This window comes from Ruegeria sp. CF4 (assembly GCF_056537345.1).
Window position 1 is genome coordinate 273,887 of record NZ_JBQFRJ010000001.1, and the last position, 20,836, is coordinate 294,722.

Below are 20,836 nucleotides of genomic sequence, written 5' to 3' on the forward strand. Positions count from 1 at the left end.
GTGACCCAAAGGTTTATTATATATGTCGATCGTTTTTTCGTCGCGACGAACCCGTTATGCCAGCCCGCTGGACCGACACGGAGGCGGCCGCCCATTTGCGCCTGAAAACTGTGAGCGGGTGACAAAGCCCTTGAAGGCCGATGCGCCTGCGGCAGAGGCCAAGTTGCGTCTGACCAAGGAGATGCGTTTGTCCGATTTCCGACCCAGTTCTGCAGCCATGACTGGTGATGTGGACGAACCAGATCCGCCCTCAGATCAGGTGCCTCAGGATGAGGCGCCCAACAATAGTTCGAAACCGGATGAAACCGGCCAGAGGCATGCGCAGCAGTCAGATTCAATGTCACAATCGCGCGTCGGCTCTCCCCTTCGGCGTGCGTCGTCGCGGCCCGCGCAAGATCAGGATCCGGTGGGCGGCGATACTGGGGTGGCCAAGCCGGAGGCCCCGGATCGTGAGAAAGCCGATCACTCGACTGCGCGCATGACCCCCTCTGCGCCATCGGACGGCAAAGACCGCATGGGCACCACGATCGAGGCGAAGGCGAACGAACCGTTGATGCGCACCAGCAAGGGCGGAGGAGACGGCAAGGGGCCACCCCAAACCTTCCACAAGCGAACCCCGCCTGAGGATTTCCAGAAAACCCTGCGCACCTCATTGAAGGCGATCTGGCGCAATCTGGCCTTTGTGCTGGTGCTGACCTGCGCCACCAACGTCCTGATCCTGGCGATCCCGATCTATCTGTTCCAGATCAGCGACCGGGTGCTGACCAGCCGCTCGTTGGACACGTTGATCATGTTGACCGCGATCGTCGCAGGGGCGGTGATTTTTCAGGCTGCCTTCGATGCGGTGCGTCGGTTCATGCTTATGCGCACTGCGGTCGAGGTGGCGGCACGGCTCGGCGCCCCGGTGCTGAGCGCGGCGGCGCATGCCTCGCTGCATGGCAACGGGCGCGAGTATCAGACGTTGGGTGACCTGCAGCAAGTGCGCGGATTTCTGGTTTCAGGCACACTGATCTCATTCCTCGATGTGCCTTTTGCACCGCTGTTCATCCTGATGATCTTTCTGGTGCATCCGCAGCTTGGCATGATTGTTGTGACCACTGCTCTGATCCTGATGGTTATTGCGCTGATCAACCAGAAAATGACGGCGAAACCTTTTGCCAAGGCAAATCAGGCGCAGTCGCTAGCCAACCAGCATCTGGATTCGATGTCGCGCAACAGCCAGATCATCAATGCATTGGCGATGATCCCCGAGGCGGTGCGCATCTGGGGCCGTGACACGGCGCAATCGCTGACCTGGCAGGTCAAGGCGCAGGATCGCAATGTGATCTTCGCTGCCATATCGCGGGCTGTGCGTCTGCTGACGCAGATCGGCATCCTGGGGTGGGGGGCGTTTCTGGCCCTGCAAGGCGAGATCACCGGTGGCATGGTCATCGCAGCCTCGATCATTGCAGGCCGTGCCTTTGCTCCGATCGAGGGCTCGATTGAAGGCTGGAACACTTTCCTGCTGACCCGTGGTGCCTTTGGCCGGATCAAGGCGTTGCTGTCCAGTTCTGCCCTGCAATACGAAAAACTGCGCCTGCCGCGTCCCGAAGGCCGACTGGATGTAGAACGTCTGCTTTACGTACCCGGCGGCACCAAGCGGGTGGTTTTGAATGGGATCACCTTTGCGCTGAACCCCGGAGAGACTCTGGCGATCATCGGCAATTCCGGCGCGGGTAAAACCACGCTTGGCAAGACGCTGGTGGGGTCGATTCTACCGACCTCGGGAAGTGTGAGGCTGGACCTGATGGACATCCGCAACTGGGACCCACGCCAGTTCGGTGAAAGCATCGGGTATCTGCCGCAGGACGTTCAACTGTTCCCCGGCACGATCAAGGACAATATCGGTCGCATGCGTGATGATGCCACGGATGAGCAGATCCATGACGCCGCGGTTCTGGCGGATGTACACAACATGATCGCGACGCTGCCGCAGGGGTATGAGACGGTCGTTGCCGCCGATGGTTCGCCGTTGTCGGGCGGTCAGAAACAGCGCATCGCGCTGGCGCGCGCGTTCTTTGGCAATCCGCGACTGGTGGTGCTGGACGAGCCGAACTCGAACCTGGACGTCGCGGGCGACAAGGCCCTGGCGCGTGCAATCGAGCAAGCCAAGGAAAGCAAGATCACTGTTGTCGTTATTACGCAAAAGCCGACGTTGTTGAGTGTGGTCGACAAGATCATGCTGCTGACAGACGGCCGTGTGGCGCTGTTTGGTCAGCGCGAACAGGTTCTGCAGCAGCTGAACAGCTCGCGACAGCAGCCGCCTGAAATTCAGGGCAATGGGGGATAAGTTATGAACGAGCTGGTAGTCCGCAAGGAAGACCCAAGCCTCTGGTATTCTGAGGTTCCGCGATCGATCACCAAGTTCATCGTGATTGGCCTGATCATGTTGGTTGTCTGCTTTGGCGGCTTTGGCGTGTGGTCCTTCCGGGCCCCACTTGCGGCGGCGGTCATCGCGCAGGGCAGCTTTGTCGCCACGGGACGCAACAAGATCGTGCAGCATCTTGAGGGCGGGATTATTGAAAACATCCTTGTCACCGAAGGCGAGGCGGTCGAGGCCGGTCAGATCATGATGACGCTGGACCAGACCTCGGCGGCGGCCAATGAGCGCGAGCTGTTCATCCGCAAAATCCGCCTGCAGGCCATGACAGAACGTCTGCTGGCCGAGCATAGCGAGCAGGAAAACCTGATTTTCTCCCCCGATCTGGTCAAAGCATCGGATGATGTCGAGGTCATGACCATCCTCGACAACCAAAAACTCAGTTTCAATGTCTCGCGCAAGACGTTGCTGAACGATATCGCGTTGCTGCAGCGGAACATGGAGGCGCTCAGGATTCGCGCCACCGGGTTCGAGGCGCAATTGACCAGCATGCAACGGCGCTCTGATATTCTTCAGGAAGAATACGACACGAAATATGCGCTGTTCGAAAAGGGATTGGTGCGCAAAGGCGACCTGAACACAATTCGCCGTGTGCAGGCTGAAGCAGAGGGGCAGTTGGCCCGCCTGCAGGCCGAAACGGCTGAGGTCAACCAAATGCTGCTGAAATACGAAGAGCAGATTCTACGCACTCGCTCGGCCTACCGCGAAGCGGCATTGGACGAGCTTGGCGTGATTGAAGCTGATCTTGAAAGTGTACGCGAAAAGGCGCGGCAGGCCCGCAGTGTTCTGGATCGCGCCGTCGTGCGGGCGCCGGTGACTGGGACTGTCGTACGTCTGCATCATCACACGCCCGGCGGTGTGATCGAAACCGGCGAGCAGATCGCGGAAATCCTGCCCGCCGATGCCCCGCTTATCATCGAGGCGCAAATCCCGCGCACCGAGATCGACAGTGTTGTAACCGGCCAAATCGCAACTGTGCGTCTGGTGGCGCTCAATCAGCGAACAACCCCGGTGCTCAACGGCGAGGTATTTTACGTCTCTGCCGACTCACTGGTCGAAGACTCAGCTGGTATGCCGCAAGAGGTCTATCTGGCACGCATCTCTCTGACTTCGGATGAGATGAGCCGCGTGCGGGGCTTTGTCCCGACACCTGGTATGCCTGCCGAGATCATGATCCAAACTGAAGAGCGTACGTTTGCCGCCTATATCGCCAAGCCGGTGGTCGACAGCATGTCGCGCGCCTTCCGCGAACATTAACGTGATCACTATCGCTGCATAACGGCTACATATTCCAGATTTTGCATGTTAGTTTCCTGCGAACTCAATTCGCAGGAGATGTAGCGATGCCTTTGACAGTCAAAGAGATGGTAGAGGCCGCGAATGCCGTGGTCGAACGCATTGATGCGGGCAGGGCGCAAGAGCTTCTGGCACAAGGTGCGCTGTTGTTGGACATCCGCGATGCGCCCGAATTGGAGAAGGTGGGTCGCGCCGCTGGCTCTCATCACATTCCGCGTGGAATGCTGGAATTTCGCGCTGACCTAGAACTGCCATCCTATGACCCTGAACTGCGCAAGGACCGCACCATTATCCTACATTGCGCCTCGGGCGGTCGAGCGTCGCTGGCTGGGAAGTTGCTGAAGGACATGGGGTACGAGCAGGTCTATAATCTGGGCGGGTTCACGGACTGGGTGAATGGCGGCGGCGATATTGTCGAGCCGATTGATCCGGGGATGTAGCACCCTGATCTGATACAGGTCAAAGTAGAACACATTCTGTCGCTATAATGTGAAACGCAGATATTCACAAACAGGACGACAGGCCATGCTACGCCTTGCAACCATGCTCTATTCTCTGATTGCCACTGCCCTTGCAGGCAGCGCCGTCATCGCCGTATTGGCGGCTGGAATGGTGACGGCGATGGCCATTATCTCTGCCGCAGTAGCGGGGGCGGTTGTGGCTGCGCCCGTGTCGTGGCTGGTGGCCAAGCGTCTTTACACGGGCGGTTGATCAGGCGTTCAGGAAGGTTCTGACGGCGGCTTCGAATTCGCGGGGTTTCTCGGCGTGCAGCCAGTGACCTGCGCCGGGAATTTTTGCGAACCGGGCAGCAGGGAACAGGGCGCGAATCCGGTCCCGGTGTTCGGGCAACACATAATCCGAGGCTGCGCCGGACAGGAACAGGGCAGGGCCGTTCCAGCTGCCTGATATCTCAGGAAAGCTCATGATCTTGGGCATTTCGCCGGCGAGAACGTCCAGGTTCAGCCGCCAGCGTCCGCCTTCGACATCCAAAGATTGCGTAAAGAAGCTCTGCAGGGACTTTTCCACGCCGAGATCGGCCAGCTGTGCTTCGGCGTCCGAGCGGCGTTGAACGCGGGACATGTCGACTGCTCGCATTGCCTCAATGAACTGGATTTGGCTGTGGCCGTATGTGACGGGCGCGATATCCGCAACGACCAGCTTGCGCACCAGTTCACCATGTTCCAGGGCAAGCACCATCGAGGCTTTCCCGCCCATGGAATGCCCGACAATGTCGGCGGTGCCTCCGACGCTGTCGATCACCTCGGCCAGATCCTGCGCCAGTTGAGGATAGCCATGTTGGGCATCCCAAAAGCTGTAGGCATGGTTGCGCATGTCCACCGCAATCACCTGCCGTTCGTCCGAGAGCCGCCGCGCAATTACCCCCCAGTTGCGCGCTGAGCCATATAGGCCATGCGCAATCAGCAGGGGCGGGTGATCGGTCGGGTCGCCATGGATGATCGTATTCAGCATGCCCCTGTGATACGCGTCGCCGGGCAGAACAACCAGCCCCATTGTCGCCCGCGTGGCACAAGGTTAAATTGCCCCGTCAGGAGGCGCAGATGACGCAGGAAACCGATATCCAGACCCAGATCGCGCAGACCATTCGTTTGCTGCGCAGAAAGCTTGGGGTGAAGGACAAGACCCTGATTGCCTCGGTTCGGCGGGCGAAGCGTCGTTTGCCGCGCAAGGTCTACAAGCAGGCGATGGTGCTGGCCCGCGCTGAACAGATGGCTGAACACCCGAAGCTTAGGATGGTTTTGGATATGCCAAAGCTCGAGAAAGCGTCGGATGACGTGCAGACCCATCTGAACGCGATCAATCTGGCGGATCGGCGTTGGGGCTGGTTTCTGAGTTTTCTGGGCTCGCTGGCGCTGGGCCTGATCGCATTGGCAGCGCTGACGATTGTCGTAATGCGCTGGCGCGGGTTCATCTGAACCAGTTCCAACTCAAAGAAAAACGGCGCCCATTGGGGCGCCGTTTTCTGTTTCAGAATCTGAGTGGGATCAGAGGTTCGGATAGATCGGGAAGCGCGCGCACAGTTCTGCGACTTCTGCCTTCACCTTGGCCTCGACAGCGGCGTTGCCGTCTTCACCGTTGGCGGCCAGACCGTCCACAACCTCGATGATCCAGTCCGCGATCTGGCGGAATTCCGTCTCACCAAAGCCGCGCGTGGTTCCGGCGGGCGAACCCAGACGGATGCCGCTGGTGATGGTCGGCTTTTCGGGGTCAAACGGCACGCCGTTCTTGTTGCAGGTGATATGCGCGCGACCCAGGGCTTTCTCGGTCGCATTGCCCTTGACGCCTTTGGGGCGCAGGTCGACCAGAACGACATGAGTGTCGGTGCCGTGGGTCACCGTATCCAGACCACCTTTGATCAGTTGATCCGACAATGCCTGCGAGTTGACGACAACCTGTTTGATGTAGTCTTTGAAGGCAGGCTGCAGCGCCTCGCCAAAAGCCACGGCCTTGGCCGCGATCACGTGCATCAGCGGGCCACCCTGAATGCCGGGGAAGATCGCCGAGTTCACTTTCTTGGCGATATCCTCATCGTTGGTCAGGATCATGCCGCCGCGCGGGCCGCGCAGGGTCTTGTGCGTTGTGGTGGTTGCCACATGTGCGTGCGGGAAGGGCGAGGGGTGCTCGCCTGCGGCAACCAGACCGGCAAAATGCGCCATGTCCACGTGCAGATACGCGCCGACCACATCCGCAATCTCACGCATGCGGGCAAAGTCGATCTGGCGCGGGATGGCCGAACCACCGGCGATGATCAGTTTGGGCTGATGCTCTTTCGCCAGCGCCTCAACTTGATCATAGTCCAGCATGTTGTCTTGCTGGCGCACACCATATTGCACGGCGTTGAACCACTTGCCCGACTGGTTCGGACGTGCACCGTGGGTCAGGTGACCGCCTGCGTCCAGTGACATGCCCAGAATGGTGTCGCCGGGTTTGATCAGCGCCTGAAACACGCCCTGGTTCGCTTGCGAACCCGAGTTTGGCTGGACATTGGCGAACTCACAACCAAACAGCTGCTTGGCGCGGTCGATGGCCAGGTTCTCGGCGATATCGACGAACTGGCAGCCGCCATAGTAGCGGCGGCCCGGATACCCTTCGGCATATTTGTTGGTCATCACCGAGCCCTGCGCCTCCATCACGGCGGCAGAGACGATGTTCTCGGACGCGATCAGCTCGATCTCGTCGCGCTGACGGCCCAGTTCGGATGTGATTGAGCCAAACAGCTCGGGGTCACGATCCGCAAGGGACTGGGTAAAGAAACCGGTATCACGAAGGTTGGCGTTCATAATGGCTCCACAGGGCTGGGGTTTATCTGGCGGATTTCCTATCGGAAACCGAACGGTCGAGAAAGGTTGTAAAGCGACGAATTGGCCCGCTATGGCGTCAACTCTGGCGTAACGCGGAAAGGTATGTTTGTTTCGGAACCAAATGTGCAGCACTGGAAACCGCAAACCATGACCAAAAGAATCGCCTTCCTGGCCAGCGACGCCAAAGTGGCGCAAACCGCCCGCGACGCTTTGGTGGCTCGGTATGGCAACGCGGCGCCCAGAGATGCAGATGTGGTCGTGGCGCTGGGCGGCGACGGGTTCATGCTGCATACACTGAATGGGATTCAGCACCTCGACACACCGGTTTACGGAATGAACCGCGGCACCATCGGATTCTTGATGAATGAATATGCCGAAACCGACCTGATGGCGCGCCTCGCCGAGGCCGAAGAAGAGGTGATCAATCCACTCAGCATGACCGCGATGGATCAGTCCGGTAAGCAACATGAGGCGCTCGCCATTAACGAGGTCTCTCTGCTGCGCGCCGGCCCGCAGGCGGCCCGCCTGAAGATCAGTGTCGATGGACGGGTGCGCATGGCCGAGCTTGTTTGCGACGGGGCGCTTTTGTCCACACCTGCCGGGTCCACAGCCTATAACTACTCGGCCCATGGACCAATTGTTCCGATTGGCGCGGATGTATTGGCGCTGACGCCGATCGCTGCATTTCGTCCTCGTCGCTGGCGCGGGGCACTTCTGCCAAAAATGGCACGGGTCAGATTCGAAGTGATCGAGGCTGACAAGCGCCCGGTCATTGTCGCGGCTGATTCGATAGCCTTCCCCGATATTGACTGGGTCGAGATCAGCTCCGAACCCAGCGTCCAGCACCGTATCCTGTTCGACCCGGGGCACGGTCTGGAAGAGCGATTGATCTCAGAGCAGTTCACGTAATCGTGATCGATATTCTCGATTTCCTCTCTGTTGTGTGAACCAGTTCACATGCGAGGGGCTTATCCTTTGTTAATTTTAATTTACTCGGAGATCACGCCAAGGTGGAAGTGAGTGGCCACCTAACGGTGTTTTCGAATGATTGCGTGTTTTATGCGCTGGCGAGGGTGGGTGGTGCTACGCTCGTCATCAGATCTCCGGGCATATTTTAGTATGCGGACCCCGGGCACAAAACCCCGGGGTCTATTTACTTCGAGAACTCCCTCAGACATGCGCTGCCATCCTGTCCCACAGAATCGGAGCCATTTGCCCAACACGCTCTTCGATGGCAGCAGCGGCGTCGACGGCCATATCCTCGCGCCAACGTTGCGCGGTGACTTGTACGTTGATCGGCTGTGGTCCGTTTGGTAGCTCTGCCAGTCGCGCAGGCACGCTCGCGGCAGGCAGGCCGAGGAAGTTCATCGCATAGGAATAAACCGCGCAGCCCAACACCTCATGCACTCCTTCTGCTCCTTCGGTGTCCCGGTCGGGTTTGAAGAAGGGCTGCGGCAGGAACGGGGACAGTATCAGCGGATAATCCTGCATGAACAGCGACCATTCGCGCGCGTAGTGGGTGCGTTGCGCCAGCGCATGTATCAGCTCGGTTCCGACAATCGGCGGAAATTCCTGAAAATAGACCTCAAAAATCTCACGAATGGTCTCTGAGCCCGCAGCCTCTATGTCACCCTTCATCAGGGTCAGCACTTCGCCCATCAGGGCGCGATAACCCAAACGCCCGCATTCAAACACATCGGGCGGATCAATCTCGGTCACTGCATAGCCCGCATCGCTCAGGGCCTCCCGTGCGGTGTCCAGCGCCTTTGCCACCTCGGGATGCAAGTCGTAGCCAAATGTGTTCTTGGTATAGGCAACCTTTATTGGCTCTTCGAGCCGCGCCCCGTGCCAGGGCATCGGCACATGGAAGGGATCGCGAGGATCCGCTGCGATCAGAGAAGGCATCGACAAATGCAGATCTGCCGCCGATCGCGTGATCACCCCCTGCACCGACATGGACTGAGCAAGCAATCCACGTTCCACTTTCTGGCTCGGGTTCCACGCAGGCACACGTCCGAGGCCGGGTTTGACGGTGACGGCACCATTGGCCGCGGCAGGGAATCGCAGGCTGCCACCGATGTCATTGCCATGTCCCAGCGCCCCTATCCCGGCCATAACAGCAGCCCCGGCGCCGCCTGATGAGCCGCCCGGCGAGATATGGCTTCCCCAAGGATTATGCGTCCGCCCATAAAGAGGGTTGTCCGTGTCGGCGCGAAAGGAAAACTCGGGTGTATTGGTCCGTCCAATCACGACGGCTCCGGCGTTTTGAAGGTTCGAGACCACAGGCGCGTCATCAGGGGCGATTACGTCCTTCAGGGCAGTTACCCCGTTGTTGGTAGAGTGCCCCTTCTGATCGACATTGACCTTGATGGTAACCGGAACACCATGCAAAGGCCCAACCGGAGCGCCGCCATCTCGCGCCTGATCAAGCGCGCGCGCGCGCTCCAAGGCTTCCGTACCAAGATCTTCCACCACCGCATTCAGTGCAGGATTTACCTGATGCATCCGCGCCAAGGCGTCCTGAATGACCTCTTCCGCGCTCAGATCGCCCGTTCGCGTCAGCGCAGTCAGCTCGGTTGCACCAAGACGCCAGATGTTGCCATTTGCCATGCTCGTCCTCCTCGCTTCAACCTGAGGCGAGGAACAACCAATGACAAGACCCGCTCCTGTAAAATGGATCCGCCCTTCATCTGGCCCCAAATATCTCGGAGCGCGAGGCAGAGCCTCGCACTGGCGCGTCAGCGCAAACAGGGCGCGCCGTAAGGCGCACCTTTGGTTTGCTGATTATTTACGGCGCGTAGCCAATGGTCCGCAGGGCCGAGGTGATTTCGTCCAGGATAGCCGGATCATCGATCGTGGCCGGCATCTTGTAGTCCTTGCCATCCGCGATCGACACCATCGTCCCACGCAAGATCTTGCCGGAACGTGTCTTGGGCAGACGATCCACCACCACCGCTTTCTTGAACGCTGCGACGGGGCCAATCTTGTCACGGACCATCTTGACCACATCGGCCACCACGTCATCGTGGTTCCGGTCCGAACCTGCGTTGAGGCACAGGAACCCAACCGGCATTTGCCCTTTCAACTGGTCTGAAACCCCGATCACGGCGCATTCAGCAACATCGGGATGGGCAGCCAGAACCTCTTCCATCCCGCCCGTCGACAGACGATGGCCCGCGACGTTGATCACGTCATCGGTCCGGGCCATGATGTAGAGGTATCCATCCTCATCAATCATCCCTGCATCGCCGGTTTCATAATAACCTGGGAAATGCTCCAGATAGGATTTCTTGAACCGCGCCTCCGCGTTCCAAAGCGTCGGCAACGTACCCGGAGGCAAGGGCAGTTTGACAGCGATTGCGCCCAACTCACCGGGTTTCATCGGATGGCCGCCTTCGTCCAGAATTTGGACGTCATAGCCCGGCATCGGTTTCGCGGGCGAGCCGAGCTTGACCGGCAATTCCTCGATCCCCAGCGGGTTTCCGGCAATGGCCCAACCGGTCTCGGTCTGCCACCAGTGATCGATAACCGGAACCTTCAATGCATCCTGTGCCCAGATGATCGTGTCGGGATCGGCACGTTCGCCCGCAAGATATAGGGCTTTCAGACACGACAGATCGTATTGCGCCATCATCTCGGCCTTGGGATCCTCGCGCTTGACGGCGCGGATCGCGGTGGGTGCGGTGAAGAAGCTTTTGACCTTATGTTCGGAAATCACGCGCCAGAACGTGCCGGCGTCGGGTGTGCCGACGGGTTTGCCTTCGAACACGATGGTGGTGTTTCCGTGGATCAGCGGGGCGTAGCAGATATAGGAATGCCCAACGACCCAACCCACATCCGAGGCCGCCCAGAAAACATCACCGGGGTCGACATTATAGATGTTCTTCATCGTCCAGTTCAGCGCAACCAGGTGGCCCGCTGTTGGACGCACCACGCCTTTGGGGGCTCCGGTCGTGCCAGAGGTATAGAGGATATAGGCCGGATCGTTGCCGCTGACGGGTACACATTCTGCAGGCTCGGTTCCGTATTGGAACCCGTGCCAGTTCACATCGCGCCCCTCGATCAGCTGCGCAACCTCCTGTTCGCGCTGGAAGATCACGCAGAAGTCGGGCTTGTGGCTGGCAAGATCGATGGCGCCGTCCAGCAGGGGTTTATAGTGCACAACGCGACCCGGCTCCATCCCGCAGGAGGCTGCGATGATCGCTTTGGGTTTCGCGTCGTCGATGCGCACCGCCAGTTCGTTGCTGGCAAAACCGCCAAACACAACCGAATGCACCGCACCCAGACGGGCGCAGGCCAACATCGCCTCCAGCGCTTCGGGGATCATCGGCATATAGATGATGACCCGGTCACCTTTCTCAACACCCTTGGCCCGCAATGCACCGGCGAGGTTGGCGACACGGTTACGCAGCTCGACATATGAGATTTCGCGTTTGGTGTGGGTGATCGGACTGTCATAGATGATGGCTGTCTGTTCGCCCCGGCCATTCTCGACATGCCGGTCTACCGCGTTCCAACAGGTGTTCACCTTGGCGTCGCTGAACCATTCGTACAAAGGCGCATTGTCGTCAAACAGGGCCTTGCTGGGGGCCTGAACCCAGTCGATCCCTTTTGCGGCTTCCATCCAGAAAGCGTCGGGGTCGGATTTCCAACTCTCGTAAACGTCTTTGTACGCCATGATGGCCTCCTCCAAATCTCCTTGCGCTTTGTGTAAGGGGTTCGATGCAAAGGCGACAAGCGATGCAAACAACGGCGCGTCAGTTTATCGCAAAATCTTTGCAGAATCTTTCTGTTTTGGCTGCAAACTTTTGCAAATACACTGGTGGAAGGGTTGTTTGCAGCATCTGATGCGGGATTTTGCAAAGCTGCAAATCTTTGAGTGCAAAAAACCATCGCGCCTACAGAATCGCGCCGAGCGCCTGTATGGGCGCCCGGGGTTATCTTAGAGTTATGCCGATGCTGCTCTACCCATAATGGGCCACTGGCGTTCCCGCAATCGCAGCCATGTTCAGCAATCCGCGAGCGGTGATTGATGGGGTCACGATATGCGCTTTATTCCCCATCCCCATCAGGATCGGCCCAACCTCAAGCCCGTCCGCTTTCATCTTCAGGATATTGCGCACGCCGCTCGCCGCATCCGCGTGGGCAAAGATCAAAACGTTTGCAGGTCCTTCCAATCGCGAACTGGGGAATATCCGCGAACGCAATTCGGGGTCCAACGCCACATCCAGGTTCATTTCGCCTTCATAGGTGAAATCACGCGGTTCGGAATCGAGGATTTCCAGTGCCGCCCGCAGTCGCTTGCCCGAGCCTTCGGCCTGATTGCCGAATTGCGATTGCGAACAGAACGCGATCTTTGGTTCCAATCCAAAACGTCGGACGTGACGCGCTGCGCCCAATGTTGTTTCGGCCAATTCTTCAGGAGTTGGTAGTTGCCGAACATGCGTATCCGCGATGAACAGAGGACCGTCTTCGAGGATCATCAGCGACAGCGCCCCGTGTGGGCGCAGGTCCCCTTCATCCAGGACCTGTTGGACATAATTCAGATGCCAACGATACTCGCCGAATGTGCCGCAGATCATGCTGTCAGCTTCTCCGCGATGCACCATGATCGCCGCGATGGCTGTGTTGTTGGTGCGCATGATGGCCTTGGCCAGATCGGGCGTCACGCCCCGTCGCTGCATGATCTGATGGTATGAATTCCAATAGTCGTAGTATCTCGGGTCATCTTGCGGGTTCACAATCTGGAAATCCTGGCCAGGACGCACGGTCAAACCCAATCGCTCGCAGCGTGCGTTGATCACATCCGGACGGCCGATCAGGATCGGGGTTTCAGTGGTCTCCTCAAGAATAGCCTGGGCTGCACGCAGCACGCGCTCGTCCTCGCCCTCGGCAAAGACGATCCGGCGCGAGGCGGCAGCAGCAGCTTCGAACACCGGTCGCATCAGCAGAGCCGATTTGAAGACGGTTTGGTTCAGACGCTCTTTATAAGTCTCAAGGTCGTCGATGGGGCGTTTGGCAACACCGCTCTCCATCGCCGCCTTTGCGACAGATGAAGACACAACGCCCACCAAACGCGGGTCAAAGGGCTTTGGAATCAGATAATCTGGTCCGAAAGTCAGTTGTTCGCCTTTGTAGGCCGCAGCGGCTTCGGCACTGGTGGTCGCCCGCGCCATCTCAGCGATGCCGTCGACACAGGCGATCTGCATGGCGTCATTGATCTCGGTCGCGCCAACATCCAACGCGCCACGGAAGATGAACGGAAAACACAGGACATTGTTCACCTGGTTCGGGAAGTCGCTGCGGCCCGTCGCGATGATCGCATCGGGTGCGACCTCTCGCGCGGCTTGCGGCAGGATTTCGGGCGTTGGGTTGGCCAGCGCAAAGATGATCGGCGTCTTCGCCATCTTCTCGACCATCTCGGGTTTGAGCACATTCGGCCCGCTGAGCCCAAGAAACAGGTCGGCCCCTCCGATCACATCGTCCAGTGTACGCAGATCGGTTTTCTGCGCGAACTGGTCCTTATGCGGGTTCATATCCTCGGTGCGGCCTTCATAGACCAGCCCATGAATGTCACACAGCCAGATATTCTCGCGCTTAACACCCAGCTTGACCAGCATGCTGAGGCAGGCAATCCCGGCAGCACCACCCCCGGTCGAGACGATCTTGATATCCTCGAACCTCTTGCCTGCGACATGCAGGGCGTTCTTCGCCGCAGCGCCGACAACGATGGCGGTGCCGTGTTGATCGTCGTGGAAAACGGGGATGTTCATCCGTTCGCGGCAGAGTTTTTCGACGATGAAGCAATCGGGGGCCTTGATGTCTTCAAGGTTGATGGCACCGAAGGTGGGCTCGAGCGCGCAGACGATATCGGCCAGTTTCTCGGGGTCGGGTTGGTCCACTTCGATGTCGAAGCAATCGATCCCGGCGAACTTTTTGAACAGAACCGCCTTGCCTTCCATCACCGGTTTCGAAGCCAGCGCGCCGATATTGCCCAATCCCAGAACCGCTGTGCCATTGGACACCACAGCGACGAGGTTGCCGCGCGCGGTGTACTTCTCGGCATTTGCCGCATCGTCCTTAATTTCAAGGCTGGCCTCAGCCACACCCGGCGAGTAGGCGCGCGCAAGATCGCGGCCATTCGCCATAGGTTTGGTGGCTTTGATCTCAAGCTTTCCGGGCTTTGGATGGGCGTGATAGTCAAGGGCGGCCTGCCGCAGGCTGGGTGTGTCAGACATCGGCGATTTAACTCCGTTCCAGAATTTGTTTGATCGTTAAACTATTTTTTCGGGCTTGGCTACGTTGCGTCACTTCCACACCTCACAGAGACGTTTGTTGTACTTTGTCACAAATCCTTTACATACGGCCAATTCGCCAGAATATTACTAGTTTCGCAGGCGGCAGGGCTTCGAGCATGAGCTACAAAGACGATCACCGCAGCGTGCCGGTTGGCACTCACACCTATTCCACGTCTGGCACAGGCTGGTTTCCACTTGGCTTGGCGCTGTCTGTGGCTGCCGTGTTCCTGTGTGCAGTCGCGATCTGGCCACAGCAGGCCGCCACTTTCAACCAGGAAGGCGGTTTGATTGAGACCCTTTCGGCGGCGGCCTTGTTCATGGCGGGACCGGTGGCGTTGATCCGGTATCGCGGACTGACGCGGATGTATATCGGGCTCGTCTGTCTGCTTTTGGCGGAACGAGAGCTTGAGGCTGATATCTATGCCGAAAGCAGCCTGCCTTTCATGGTGCTAAACAGTTTTGATACGCTACTGGACCTGACCGCAGTGCGGGTCGCGCTGGCGTTGGTGGTCATAGGCGGAGCCGTATGGCATGGCATCCCCAACGCCTGGAGGGCGATCAAGCTCCGCGCTCCGTTCATGCTGGTGTTTTTGGGGGCCGGAAGCGTGGCCGTGATCGCGCAGCTTCTGGAGGAAGTAAGTGGTTTTTTCGAGGCCAGCCTTTCGGTCACGATGGCCGCGCGGTTGTTTGCTCTCGAAGAAACGCTCGAGATGTACTTTTCGGTTGGCATTTTGGCCGCTGTTCTGATCGGATGGCCAAAATCGAAGACTGAAGAGACAACAAATGACCTCCACCGAAAGCCAGACGCGCGCTGAAATTCGCCTACCGACCCAGGAATTACGGAACGATATCCCGTTTTACACCAAAGTTCTTGGGATGCGGATGGATATGATCTATCCGGCCGATGACCCACGGATCGCGGTTTTTTCGGGTCATGGGCTGCGGCTGCGGGTTGAAAAGGACGCGCCAGAGGCCGCAGGTACTCTGCGCATTCTCACAGACGACCCGGACGGCTTTGCCGATGGTCAGCGCAGTCTTATCGCTCCGAATGGCACGCGGGTTGAGATTGAGGAATTGAACCCTCCGATGGTGATGCCCGACACGGTACACTCCTTCGTGGTGCGCAGGCTGAAGGATCAGGCACCCTGGATCATCGGACGCGCCGGGATGCACTACCGCGATCTGGTGCCGGATCGGTTGGGCGGGTCGATCATCGCCAGCCATATCCGCATTCCCGATGGCGGCCCGGTGCCGGATATGGTGCATTTCCATAAGGTCGGATTTCAGCTGATCTTCTGCATCCATGGCTGGGTCGATGTGGTTTACGAGGATCAGGGCGACAAGATGCGTCTGACCGCCGGAGATTGCTTTATCCAGCCGCCGGAAATTCGCCACCGGGTGCTTGAGGCGTCTGACAATGTTCAGGTGATCGAGATCGGCGTGCCCGCCGAACACGTGACCGAAATCGACCATCAGATGGAGCTTCCGACGTCGCAGTATCGCCCAGATCGAGAATGGCAAGGACAGCGTTTCGTCTACAATCAGGCCAAAGACGCCGAATGGGGTCCCTTCCGCCTGCAGGGCTATATTTGTCGCGACACGACAATTGCCGAGAACACCAAGGGGGTGGCCGGTGTGCAGGTCGTACGCCTGGGACAGGGCACGCCGGAATGGGCCAGCCATGATACGGATATTCACTTTACCTTCGTCATGAATGGCGAGGTCACGTTGGAGGGCGAGGGGCGCGAACCCTATCGGTTGGAACAGGGTGATGCTTTCGTGATCCCGCCCGGTATGCGCACTCGCCTGGCCGAACCTTCCGACGATGTCGAACTGCTCGAGGTCACGTTGCCCGGAACGTTCAATACCACGATTGGCTAGAAGGCTGTGGAAATCAGCGCTTGAAGGGCTTCAAATTCTGCTACGCTTTCCGTTAGAGTGGGGTTTTCTGACCAGATGATCAAAAATCGGGAATTGCCCATGTCTCTGAAAGATGCCGCGCTCGCCGTTCGGGAAAACGCCCATGCGCCTTATTCCAATTTCAAGGTTGGGGCCGCGATCCGGTCAGGCTCGGGTACGGTATATTCCGGATGTAATGTCGAGAACGTAGCTTATCCCGAAGGCACTTGCGCCGAGGCCGGGGCAATCGCGGCAATGGTGGCCGCCGGCGAGAAAGAACTGACCGAAGTCTATGTGGTCGCCAGCAGCCCGCAGCCTGTGCCGCCTTGCGGCGGGTGCCGCCAGAAGCTGGCCGAGTTCGGAAAAGGAGACGTCGTGGTCACGATGGCGACGGTTGACGGTCTGGAAACCAGTACGACAATTGCCGACCTGTTGCCGGGTGCTTTTGACGCTTCGCATATGGAAGACAGCTGAATGGACGCGCGTTCGATCATCGCCAAGCTGCGCCGTCATGAGGTGCCTACAGGCGAAGAGTTGCGCTGGTTCGCGCAGGGTCTGGCCGATGGTGGCGTCAGCGACGCGCAGGCCGGGGCCTTTGCCATGGCCGTCTGCATGGGCGGGCTAGGCGCGCAGGGTCGGGCCGATCTGACCATTGCCATGCGCGACAGCGGCGAGGTGCTGCACTGGGATTTGGATGGCCCGGTGATCGATAAGCATTCAACCGGTGGGGTGGGGGATTGCGTCAGCCTCGTGCTGGCCCCGGCGCTGGCGGAATGCGGGGCCTATGTGCCGATGATCTCAGGGCGTGGACTAGGTCATACCGGCGGCACGCTGGACAAGCTTGAGGCGATCCCGGGTGTGGCCACACAAATCGGACAGGGCCGTCTGGCGCAGGTCCTGAAAGAAACCGGTGCCGCGATTGTTGGCGCGACGGGACAGATCGCACCAGCGGACAAAAGGCTCTATGCAATACGCGATGTGACGGCAACGGTGGAAAGCCTCGATCTGATCACGGCGTCGATCCTGTCCAAGAAACTGGCGGCCAGCCCCGATGCGCTGGTGCTGGACGTCAAGGTGGGAAGCGGTGCGTTCATGAAAACGCTGGATGATGCACGCAAGCTGGCAAAGGCGCTAACCGAGACGGCGAATACGGCGGGGTGTAAAACCTCGGCTGTGATTACCGACATGAACCAACCGCTGGCCCCGGCGCTGGGCAACGCGCTGGAAGTGGCTGAGGTGATGAAGGTTATGACCAGCGGACAAGACTCGCCCCTGGCCCATATCTCTGCTGAATTGGGCGGCGTTTTGATGGCCGATGCGGGAATGTGCGCCTCGGCTGAAGAGGGCACGGCGCAGGTCACCGAAGTGATCCGCGATGGTCGTGCTGCCGAACGGTTTGGCCGCATGATGGCTGCCATGGGCGGGCCGGTGCATTTCGTCGACACCTGGGCGCGCTTCCTGCCCGAGGCAAATGTGATTCAGGAGGTGCCCGCTCCGCGCGATGGCTATGTCTCGACCATTGATGGTGAGGCGCTTGGCCTGGCCGTGGTCGCGCTGGGCGGCGGACGTCAGGTCGAAAGCGACGAGATTGATCCGGCGGTCGGGTTGTCGGGCATCTTGCGGCTGGGCGAGAAGGTCCAGAAAGGCGCACCATTGGCCGTGGTCCACGCGGCGCGCGAAGACGCGGCGCGGCAGGCGTCTGAGGCGGTGTTGAACGCAATGACGCTCAGCGATGCACCCGCCGACCAACCACCCCATGTGCACGAGAGGATCAGCGCATGAGCCGCGCTTTCCTTGTGGTCATGGACTCGGTTGGGATCGGTGGTGCGCCGGATGCCGATCAGTTCTTCAACGGCACCGCGCCGGATACTGGCGCGAACACCTTGGCCCATATCGCGCAGGCGTGTGCGGAAGGGCGCGCTGAAGATGGACGCTCAGGCCCTTTACACCTGCCCAATCTTGATGCGTTGGGGCTGGGCGCGGCAGTGCGGCTGGCCTCGGGTGATGACGCGCCGGGGTTGGAAGCCGCGCCAACAGGGCTTTGGGGCTGCGCGCGCGAGTATTCACCGGGGAAGGATACGCCCTCGGGCCATTGGGAACTGGCGGGATTGCCCGTCCCGTGGGACTGGCACTATTTCCCGGATACCAAACCTGCGTTTCCCGTCGATCTTAGCCGCGCTGCTGCCGATGCCGCAGGCACCGAAGGTATCCTTGGCAATTGCCACGCATCGGGCACAGCCATCATCGCCGATCTTGGGGCCGAGCATATGCGTACTGGCTGGCCCATCTGCTATACCTCTGCTGACAGCGTGTTCCAGATTACCGCGCATGAGGAGAGCTTTGGCCTCGACCGTTTGCTGGACATGTGCCGCACGCTTGCACCGCAATTGCATGAGATGAAGGTGGGCCGCGTGATCGCGCGGCCTTTCGTTGGAACGGTTGAGGACGGTTTCACCCGCACCACCAATCGCAAAGACTTTGCCATCCTCCCGCCCGCGCCGGTGCTGACGAACTGGGTGCAGGACGCAGGCCGTCGTGTTCATGCGGTGGGCAAGATCGGTGATATCTTCTCGATGCAGGGGATCGATACGCTGCGCAAAGGATCGGACGCCGAACTGATGGGCCACCTGTCCGATCTGGTACACGTGGCCGAAGAGGGCAGCCTGACATTCGCCAATTTCGTCGAGTTCGACAGCCTCTATGGTCATCGCCGGGATATCGGTGGCTATGCCCGTGCGTTGGAATGGTTCGACCGCGAAATCGGGGCGGTGCTGAAAAAGCTGCGCCCCGGCGACCTAATGCTGCTGACTGCCGATCACGGTAATGATCCCAGTTGGACAGGTACCGATCACACGCGAGAGCAGGTTCCGGTACTGGTGGCCGGGCAGGGCGCGGGTGAAATCGGACAGATCAATTTCGCCGATGTTGCTGCCAGCGTCGCGCACCATCTGGACATCCCGGCACAAGGGCCGGGGCGGAGTTTTCTATGACCGTTGCCGACTTGCCCAAGATCGAATTGCACCTGCATCACGAAGGCGCGGCTCCACCCGCGTTCATCCGCCAGTTGGCGCATGAAAAGCGCATCGATCTGAGCGGTATTTTCAAAACCGACGGAACCTATGATTTCCGTGACTTTACTCATTTCCTCAGCGTCTACGAGGCCGCCTGCGAAGTGCTGAAATCGCCTGAAGATTTTCGCCGCCTGACGCTGGCGATCCTCGAAGAAAGCGCTGCGAATGGTGTAGTCTATTCCGAGACCTTCCTTAGCCCGGATTTCTGCGGTGGTGGCGATCTGCACGCGTGGAGAGATTATCTGACCGCCATTCAGGATGCAGCGGACGAAGCCGAACGTAAATTCAACATCACCCTGCGTGGGGTTGTTACCTGCGTTCGCCATTTTGGCCCCGAACAAGCCAAGCACAGCGCCTTTTGTGCGGCAGAGACAGCAGGCGACTGGATCACCGGCTTTGGCATGGGCGGTAATGAAGGCGTTCATACGCAGGGCGATTTCGCGTGGGCTTTTGATTGCGCCTGCGAGGCAGGATTGCGGCTGACCACCCATGCAGGAGAATTTGGCGGACCGGAAAGCGTGCGCGATGCCATTCGTGATCTGGGGGTCGAACGGGTCGGACACGGCGTGCGTGCGATCGAGGACCCGGACCTGATCCGCGAACTCGTTGACAGAGACGTGACGCTTGAAGTTTGCCCAGGCTCGAACGTGGTGCTGGGTCTGTTTCCCGATTTCGCTGCCCACCCGATTGCCAGATTGCGCGATGCGGGTGTGAAGGTCACGGTTTCAACTGATGATCCGCCGTTTTTTCACACCACAATGCGGCGCGAATATGAGATGCTGGCCGCAGCCTTTGGCTGGGATGCCGAAGATTTCGCCGCGTTGAATCAGAATGCCCTGAATGCGGCCTTTTGCGATGAAGACACCCGTGCGCGGGTCAAGAAAAGACTGGAGAACTCATGAGCGAACATCTGACCGTCGTCGACCACCCGTTGGTGCAACACAAGCTGACGCTCATGCGGGACAAAGGCACCTCGACCGCAGTGTTCCGGCAGTTGCTGCGCGAGATCACGCTGCTGCTGGCCTATGAGGTTACGCGAGAGATGTCGCTGACCACTCGCCACATCGAAACCCCTATGGAGGAGATGGATGCCCCCATTCTGGCGGGCAAGAAACTGGCTCTGGTCTCGATCCTGCGGGCCGGGAACGGCATGCTGGACGGGGTGCTGGAACTCATCCCTTCGGCCCGTGTGGGCTTTGTCGGACTCTATCGGGATGAAGAGACGTTGAAGCCAGTGCAGTATTACTTCAAGGCGCCGGAAGGGCTGAAGGACCGTTTGGTGATTGCGGTTGATCCGATGTTGGCCACGGGCAACAGCTCGGCTGCAGCGATCGACCTGCTGAAAGAGCAGGGCGCCACGGATATTCGCTTCCTCTGCCTGCTGGCCGCCCCCGAAGGCGTGGCACGTATGAAAGAGGCGCATCCCGATGTGAAAATCGTTACGGCTGCGCTGGATCGCGAGTTGAACTCGAAGGGCTATATCATGCCCGGGCTGGGTGATGCCGGCGACCGGATGTTTGGCACCAAATAGGC

At 59.2% G+C, this 20,836-nt stretch carries 18 protein-coding genes; 13 read left to right on the forward strand and 5 right to left on the reverse strand.

Annotated elements, in window-relative coordinates; genetic code table 11:
• The first annotated feature begins 22 nt into the window (after window positions 1–22).
• The 4 genes from ACR0NF_RS01330 (at window position 23) to ACR0NF_RS01345 (ending at window position 4,426) form a co-directional block, all read left to right on the forward strand.
• The gene (locus ACR0NF_RS01330) at window positions 23–2,329 is read left to right on the forward strand and encodes a type I secretion system permease/ATPase (protein WP_480469279.1); all 2,307 of its coding nucleotides are present in this window, start codon (window positions 23–25) and stop codon (window positions 2,327–2,329) included.
• A 3-nt stretch (window positions 2,330–2,332) separates the two neighbouring features.
• Entirely contained in the window at window positions 2,333–3,676 is a 1,344-nt protein-coding gene (locus ACR0NF_RS01335) for an HlyD family type I secretion periplasmic adaptor subunit (protein ID WP_480666661.1), read from the forward strand.
• Between the two features lie 86 nt (window positions 3,677–3,762).
• The gene (locus ACR0NF_RS01340; protein WP_480469281.1) at window positions 3,763–4,155 is read left to right on the forward strand and encodes a rhodanese-like domain-containing protein; all 393 of its coding nucleotides are present in this window, start codon (window positions 3,763–3,765) and stop codon (window positions 4,153–4,155) included.
• Between the two features lie 85 nt (window positions 4,156–4,240).
• A complete protein-coding gene (locus ACR0NF_RS01345) occupies window positions 4,241–4,426 on the forward strand; it encodes a hypothetical protein (RefSeq protein ID WP_480469282.1) in 186 nt (61 codons plus the stop codon).
• On the opposite strand, the gene ACR0NF_RS01350 is transcribed toward ACR0NF_RS01345, so the two are convergent.
• Window positions 4,427–5,227 carry an alpha/beta fold hydrolase gene (locus ACR0NF_RS01350; RefSeq protein ID WP_480777642.1) on the reverse strand — a complete coding sequence of 267 codons (801 nt, stop codon included), beginning with the start codon at window positions 5,225–5,227 and terminating at the stop codon, window positions 4,427–4,429. It lies immediately after the preceding gene.
• A gap of 47 nt (window positions 5,228–5,274) precedes the next feature.
• On the opposite strand from ACR0NF_RS01350, the gene ACR0NF_RS01355 reads away from it, so the two are divergent.
• Window positions 5,275–5,649 (forward strand): hypothetical protein, encoded by a 375-nt coding sequence (locus ACR0NF_RS01355; RefSeq protein ID WP_480777643.1) that lies wholly within the window; start codon window positions 5,275–5,277, stop codon window positions 5,647–5,649.
• A gap of 69 nt (window positions 5,650–5,718) precedes the next feature.
• On the opposite strand, the gene glyA is transcribed toward ACR0NF_RS01355, so the two are convergent.
• The gene (glyA, locus tag ACR0NF_RS01360) at window positions 5,719–7,014 is read right to left on the reverse strand and encodes a serine hydroxymethyltransferase (protein ID WP_480777644.1); all 1,296 of its coding nucleotides are present in this window, start codon (window positions 7,012–7,014) and stop codon (window positions 5,719–5,721) included.
• A gap of 168 nt (window positions 7,015–7,182) precedes the next feature.
• Here glyA and ACR0NF_RS01365 point away from each other — a divergent pair, with 168 nt between their 5' ends.
• Complete coding sequence (locus tag ACR0NF_RS01365) at window positions 7,183–7,944, forward strand: NAD kinase (RefSeq protein ID WP_480469286.1); 762 nt, start codon at window positions 7,183–7,185, stop codon at window positions 7,942–7,944.
• 261 nt (window positions 7,945–8,205) lie between these two features.
• Here ACR0NF_RS01365 and ACR0NF_RS01370 read toward each other — a convergent pair whose 3' ends face one another.
• The 3 genes from ACR0NF_RS01370 to ACR0NF_RS01380 form a co-directional block, all read right to left on the reverse strand.
• Complete coding sequence (locus ACR0NF_RS01370; RefSeq protein WP_480777645.1) at window positions 8,206–9,645, reverse strand: amidase family protein; 1,440 nt, start codon at window positions 9,643–9,645, stop codon at window positions 8,206–8,208.
• Between the two features lie 178 nt (window positions 9,646–9,823).
• Window positions 9,824–11,713, reverse strand: a complete 1,890-nt coding sequence (gene prpE, locus ACR0NF_RS01375) for a propionate-CoA ligase PrpE (protein WP_480469288.1) — start codon at window positions 11,711–11,713, stop codon at window positions 9,824–9,826.
• 286 nt (window positions 11,714–11,999) lie between these two features.
• Window positions 12,000–14,273, reverse strand: a complete 2,274-nt coding sequence (locus ACR0NF_RS01380; RefSeq protein WP_480469289.1) for an NADP-dependent malic enzyme — start codon at window positions 14,271–14,273, stop codon at window positions 12,000–12,002.
• 176 nt (window positions 14,274–14,449) lie between these two features.
• Here ACR0NF_RS01380 and ACR0NF_RS01385 point away from each other — a divergent pair, with 176 nt between their 5' ends.
• The 7 genes from ACR0NF_RS01385 to upp all read left to right on the forward strand — a co-directional run bounded on the left by ACR0NF_RS01385 (window position 14,450) and on the right by upp (window position 20,834).
• On the forward strand, window positions 14,450–15,148 hold the full coding sequence (locus ACR0NF_RS01385; RefSeq protein WP_480666669.1) for a hypothetical protein: 699 nt from the start codon (window positions 14,450–14,452) through the stop codon (window positions 15,146–15,148).
• Entirely contained in the window at window positions 15,117–16,214 is a 1,098-nt protein-coding gene (locus ACR0NF_RS01390; protein ID WP_480657203.1) for a cupin domain-containing protein, read from the forward strand. The genes ACR0NF_RS01385 and ACR0NF_RS01390 overlap by 32 nt, the downstream gene beginning before the upstream one ends.
• 99 nt (window positions 16,215–16,313) lie before the next feature.
• Window positions 16,314–16,706 carry a cytidine deaminase gene (locus tag ACR0NF_RS01395; RefSeq protein WP_480777646.1) on the forward strand — a complete coding sequence of 131 codons (393 nt, stop codon included), beginning with the start codon at window positions 16,314–16,316 and terminating at the stop codon, window positions 16,704–16,706.
• Window positions 16,707–18,014 (forward strand): thymidine phosphorylase, encoded by a 1,308-nt coding sequence (locus tag ACR0NF_RS01400; RefSeq protein WP_480469293.1) that lies wholly within the window; start codon window positions 16,707–16,709, stop codon window positions 18,012–18,014.
• Window positions 18,011–19,222, forward strand: a complete 1,212-nt coding sequence (locus tag ACR0NF_RS01405) for a phosphopentomutase (protein ID WP_480777647.1) — start codon at window positions 18,011–18,013, stop codon at window positions 19,220–19,222. The genes ACR0NF_RS01400 and ACR0NF_RS01405 overlap by 4 nt, the downstream gene beginning before the upstream one ends.
• A complete protein-coding gene (locus ACR0NF_RS01410) occupies window positions 19,219–20,205 on the forward strand; it encodes an adenosine deaminase (protein WP_480469295.1) in 987 nt (328 codons plus the stop codon). Before ACR0NF_RS01405 ends, ACR0NF_RS01410 begins: the two co-directional genes overlap by 4 nt.
• A complete protein-coding gene (gene upp / locus ACR0NF_RS01415; RefSeq protein ID WP_480469296.1) occupies window positions 20,202–20,834 on the forward strand; it encodes a uracil phosphoribosyltransferase in 633 nt (210 codons plus the stop codon). The genes ACR0NF_RS01410 and upp overlap by 4 nt, the downstream gene beginning before the upstream one ends.
• The last annotated feature ends 2 nt before the right edge of the window (window positions 20,835–20,836 follow it).

Coding starts and splice junctions, on each gene's coding strand:
- ACR0NF_RS01350 (WP_480777642.1), bottom strand. CDS start 5,227: ATGGGGCTGGTTGTTCTGCCCGGCGACGCGTATCACAGGGGCATGCTG.
- ACR0NF_RS01390 (WP_480657203.1), top strand. CDS start 15,117: ATGACCTCCACCGAAAGCCAGACGCGCGCTGAAATTCGCCTACCGACC.
- ACR0NF_RS01365 (WP_480469286.1), top strand. CDS start 7,183: ATGACCAAAAGAATCGCCTTCCTGGCCAGCGACGCCAAAGTGGCGCAA.
- ACR0NF_RS01330 (WP_480469279.1), top strand. CDS start 23: ATGTCGATCGTTTTTTCGTCGCGACGAACCCGTTATGCCAGCCCGCTG.
- ACR0NF_RS01370 (WP_480777645.1), bottom strand. CDS start 9,645: ATGGCAAATGGCAACATCTGGCGTCTTGGTGCAACCGAGCTGACTGCG.
- prpE (WP_480469288.1), bottom strand. CDS start 11,713: ATGGCGTACAAAGACGTTTACGAGAGTTGGAAATCCGACCCCGACGCT.
- ACR0NF_RS01410 (WP_480469295.1), top strand. CDS start 19,219: ATGACCGTTGCCGACTTGCCCAAGATCGAATTGCACCTGCATCACGAA.
- ACR0NF_RS01405 (WP_480777647.1), top strand. CDS start 18,011: ATGAGCCGCGCTTTCCTTGTGGTCATGGACTCGGTTGGGATCGGTGGT.
- glyA (WP_480777644.1), bottom strand. CDS start 7,014: ATGAACGCCAACCTTCGTGATACCGGTTTCTTTACCCAGTCCCTTGCG.
- ACR0NF_RS01355 (WP_480777643.1), top strand. CDS start 5,275: ATGACGCAGGAAACCGATATCCAGACCCAGATCGCGCAGACCATTCGT.
- ACR0NF_RS01385 (WP_480666669.1), top strand. CDS start 14,450: ATGAGCTACAAAGACGATCACCGCAGCGTGCCGGTTGGCACTCACACC.
- ACR0NF_RS01395 (WP_480777646.1), top strand. CDS start 16,314: ATGTCTCTGAAAGATGCCGCGCTCGCCGTTCGGGAAAACGCCCATGCG.
- ACR0NF_RS01400 (WP_480469293.1), top strand. CDS start 16,707: ATGGACGCGCGTTCGATCATCGCCAAGCTGCGCCGTCATGAGGTGCCT.
- ACR0NF_RS01340 (WP_480469281.1), top strand. CDS start 3,763: ATGCCTTTGACAGTCAAAGAGATGGTAGAGGCCGCGAATGCCGTGGTC.
- upp (WP_480469296.1), top strand. CDS start 20,202: ATGAGCGAACATCTGACCGTCGTCGACCACCCGTTGGTGCAACACAAG.
- ACR0NF_RS01345 (WP_480469282.1), top strand. CDS start 4,241: ATGCTACGCCTTGCAACCATGCTCTATTCTCTGATTGCCACTGCCCTT.
- ACR0NF_RS01380 (WP_480469289.1), bottom strand. CDS start 14,273: ATGTCTGACACACCCAGCCTGCGGCAGGCCGCCCTTGACTATCACGCC.
- ACR0NF_RS01335 (WP_480666661.1), top strand. CDS start 2,333: ATGAACGAGCTGGTAGTCCGCAAGGAAGACCCAAGCCTCTGGTATTCT.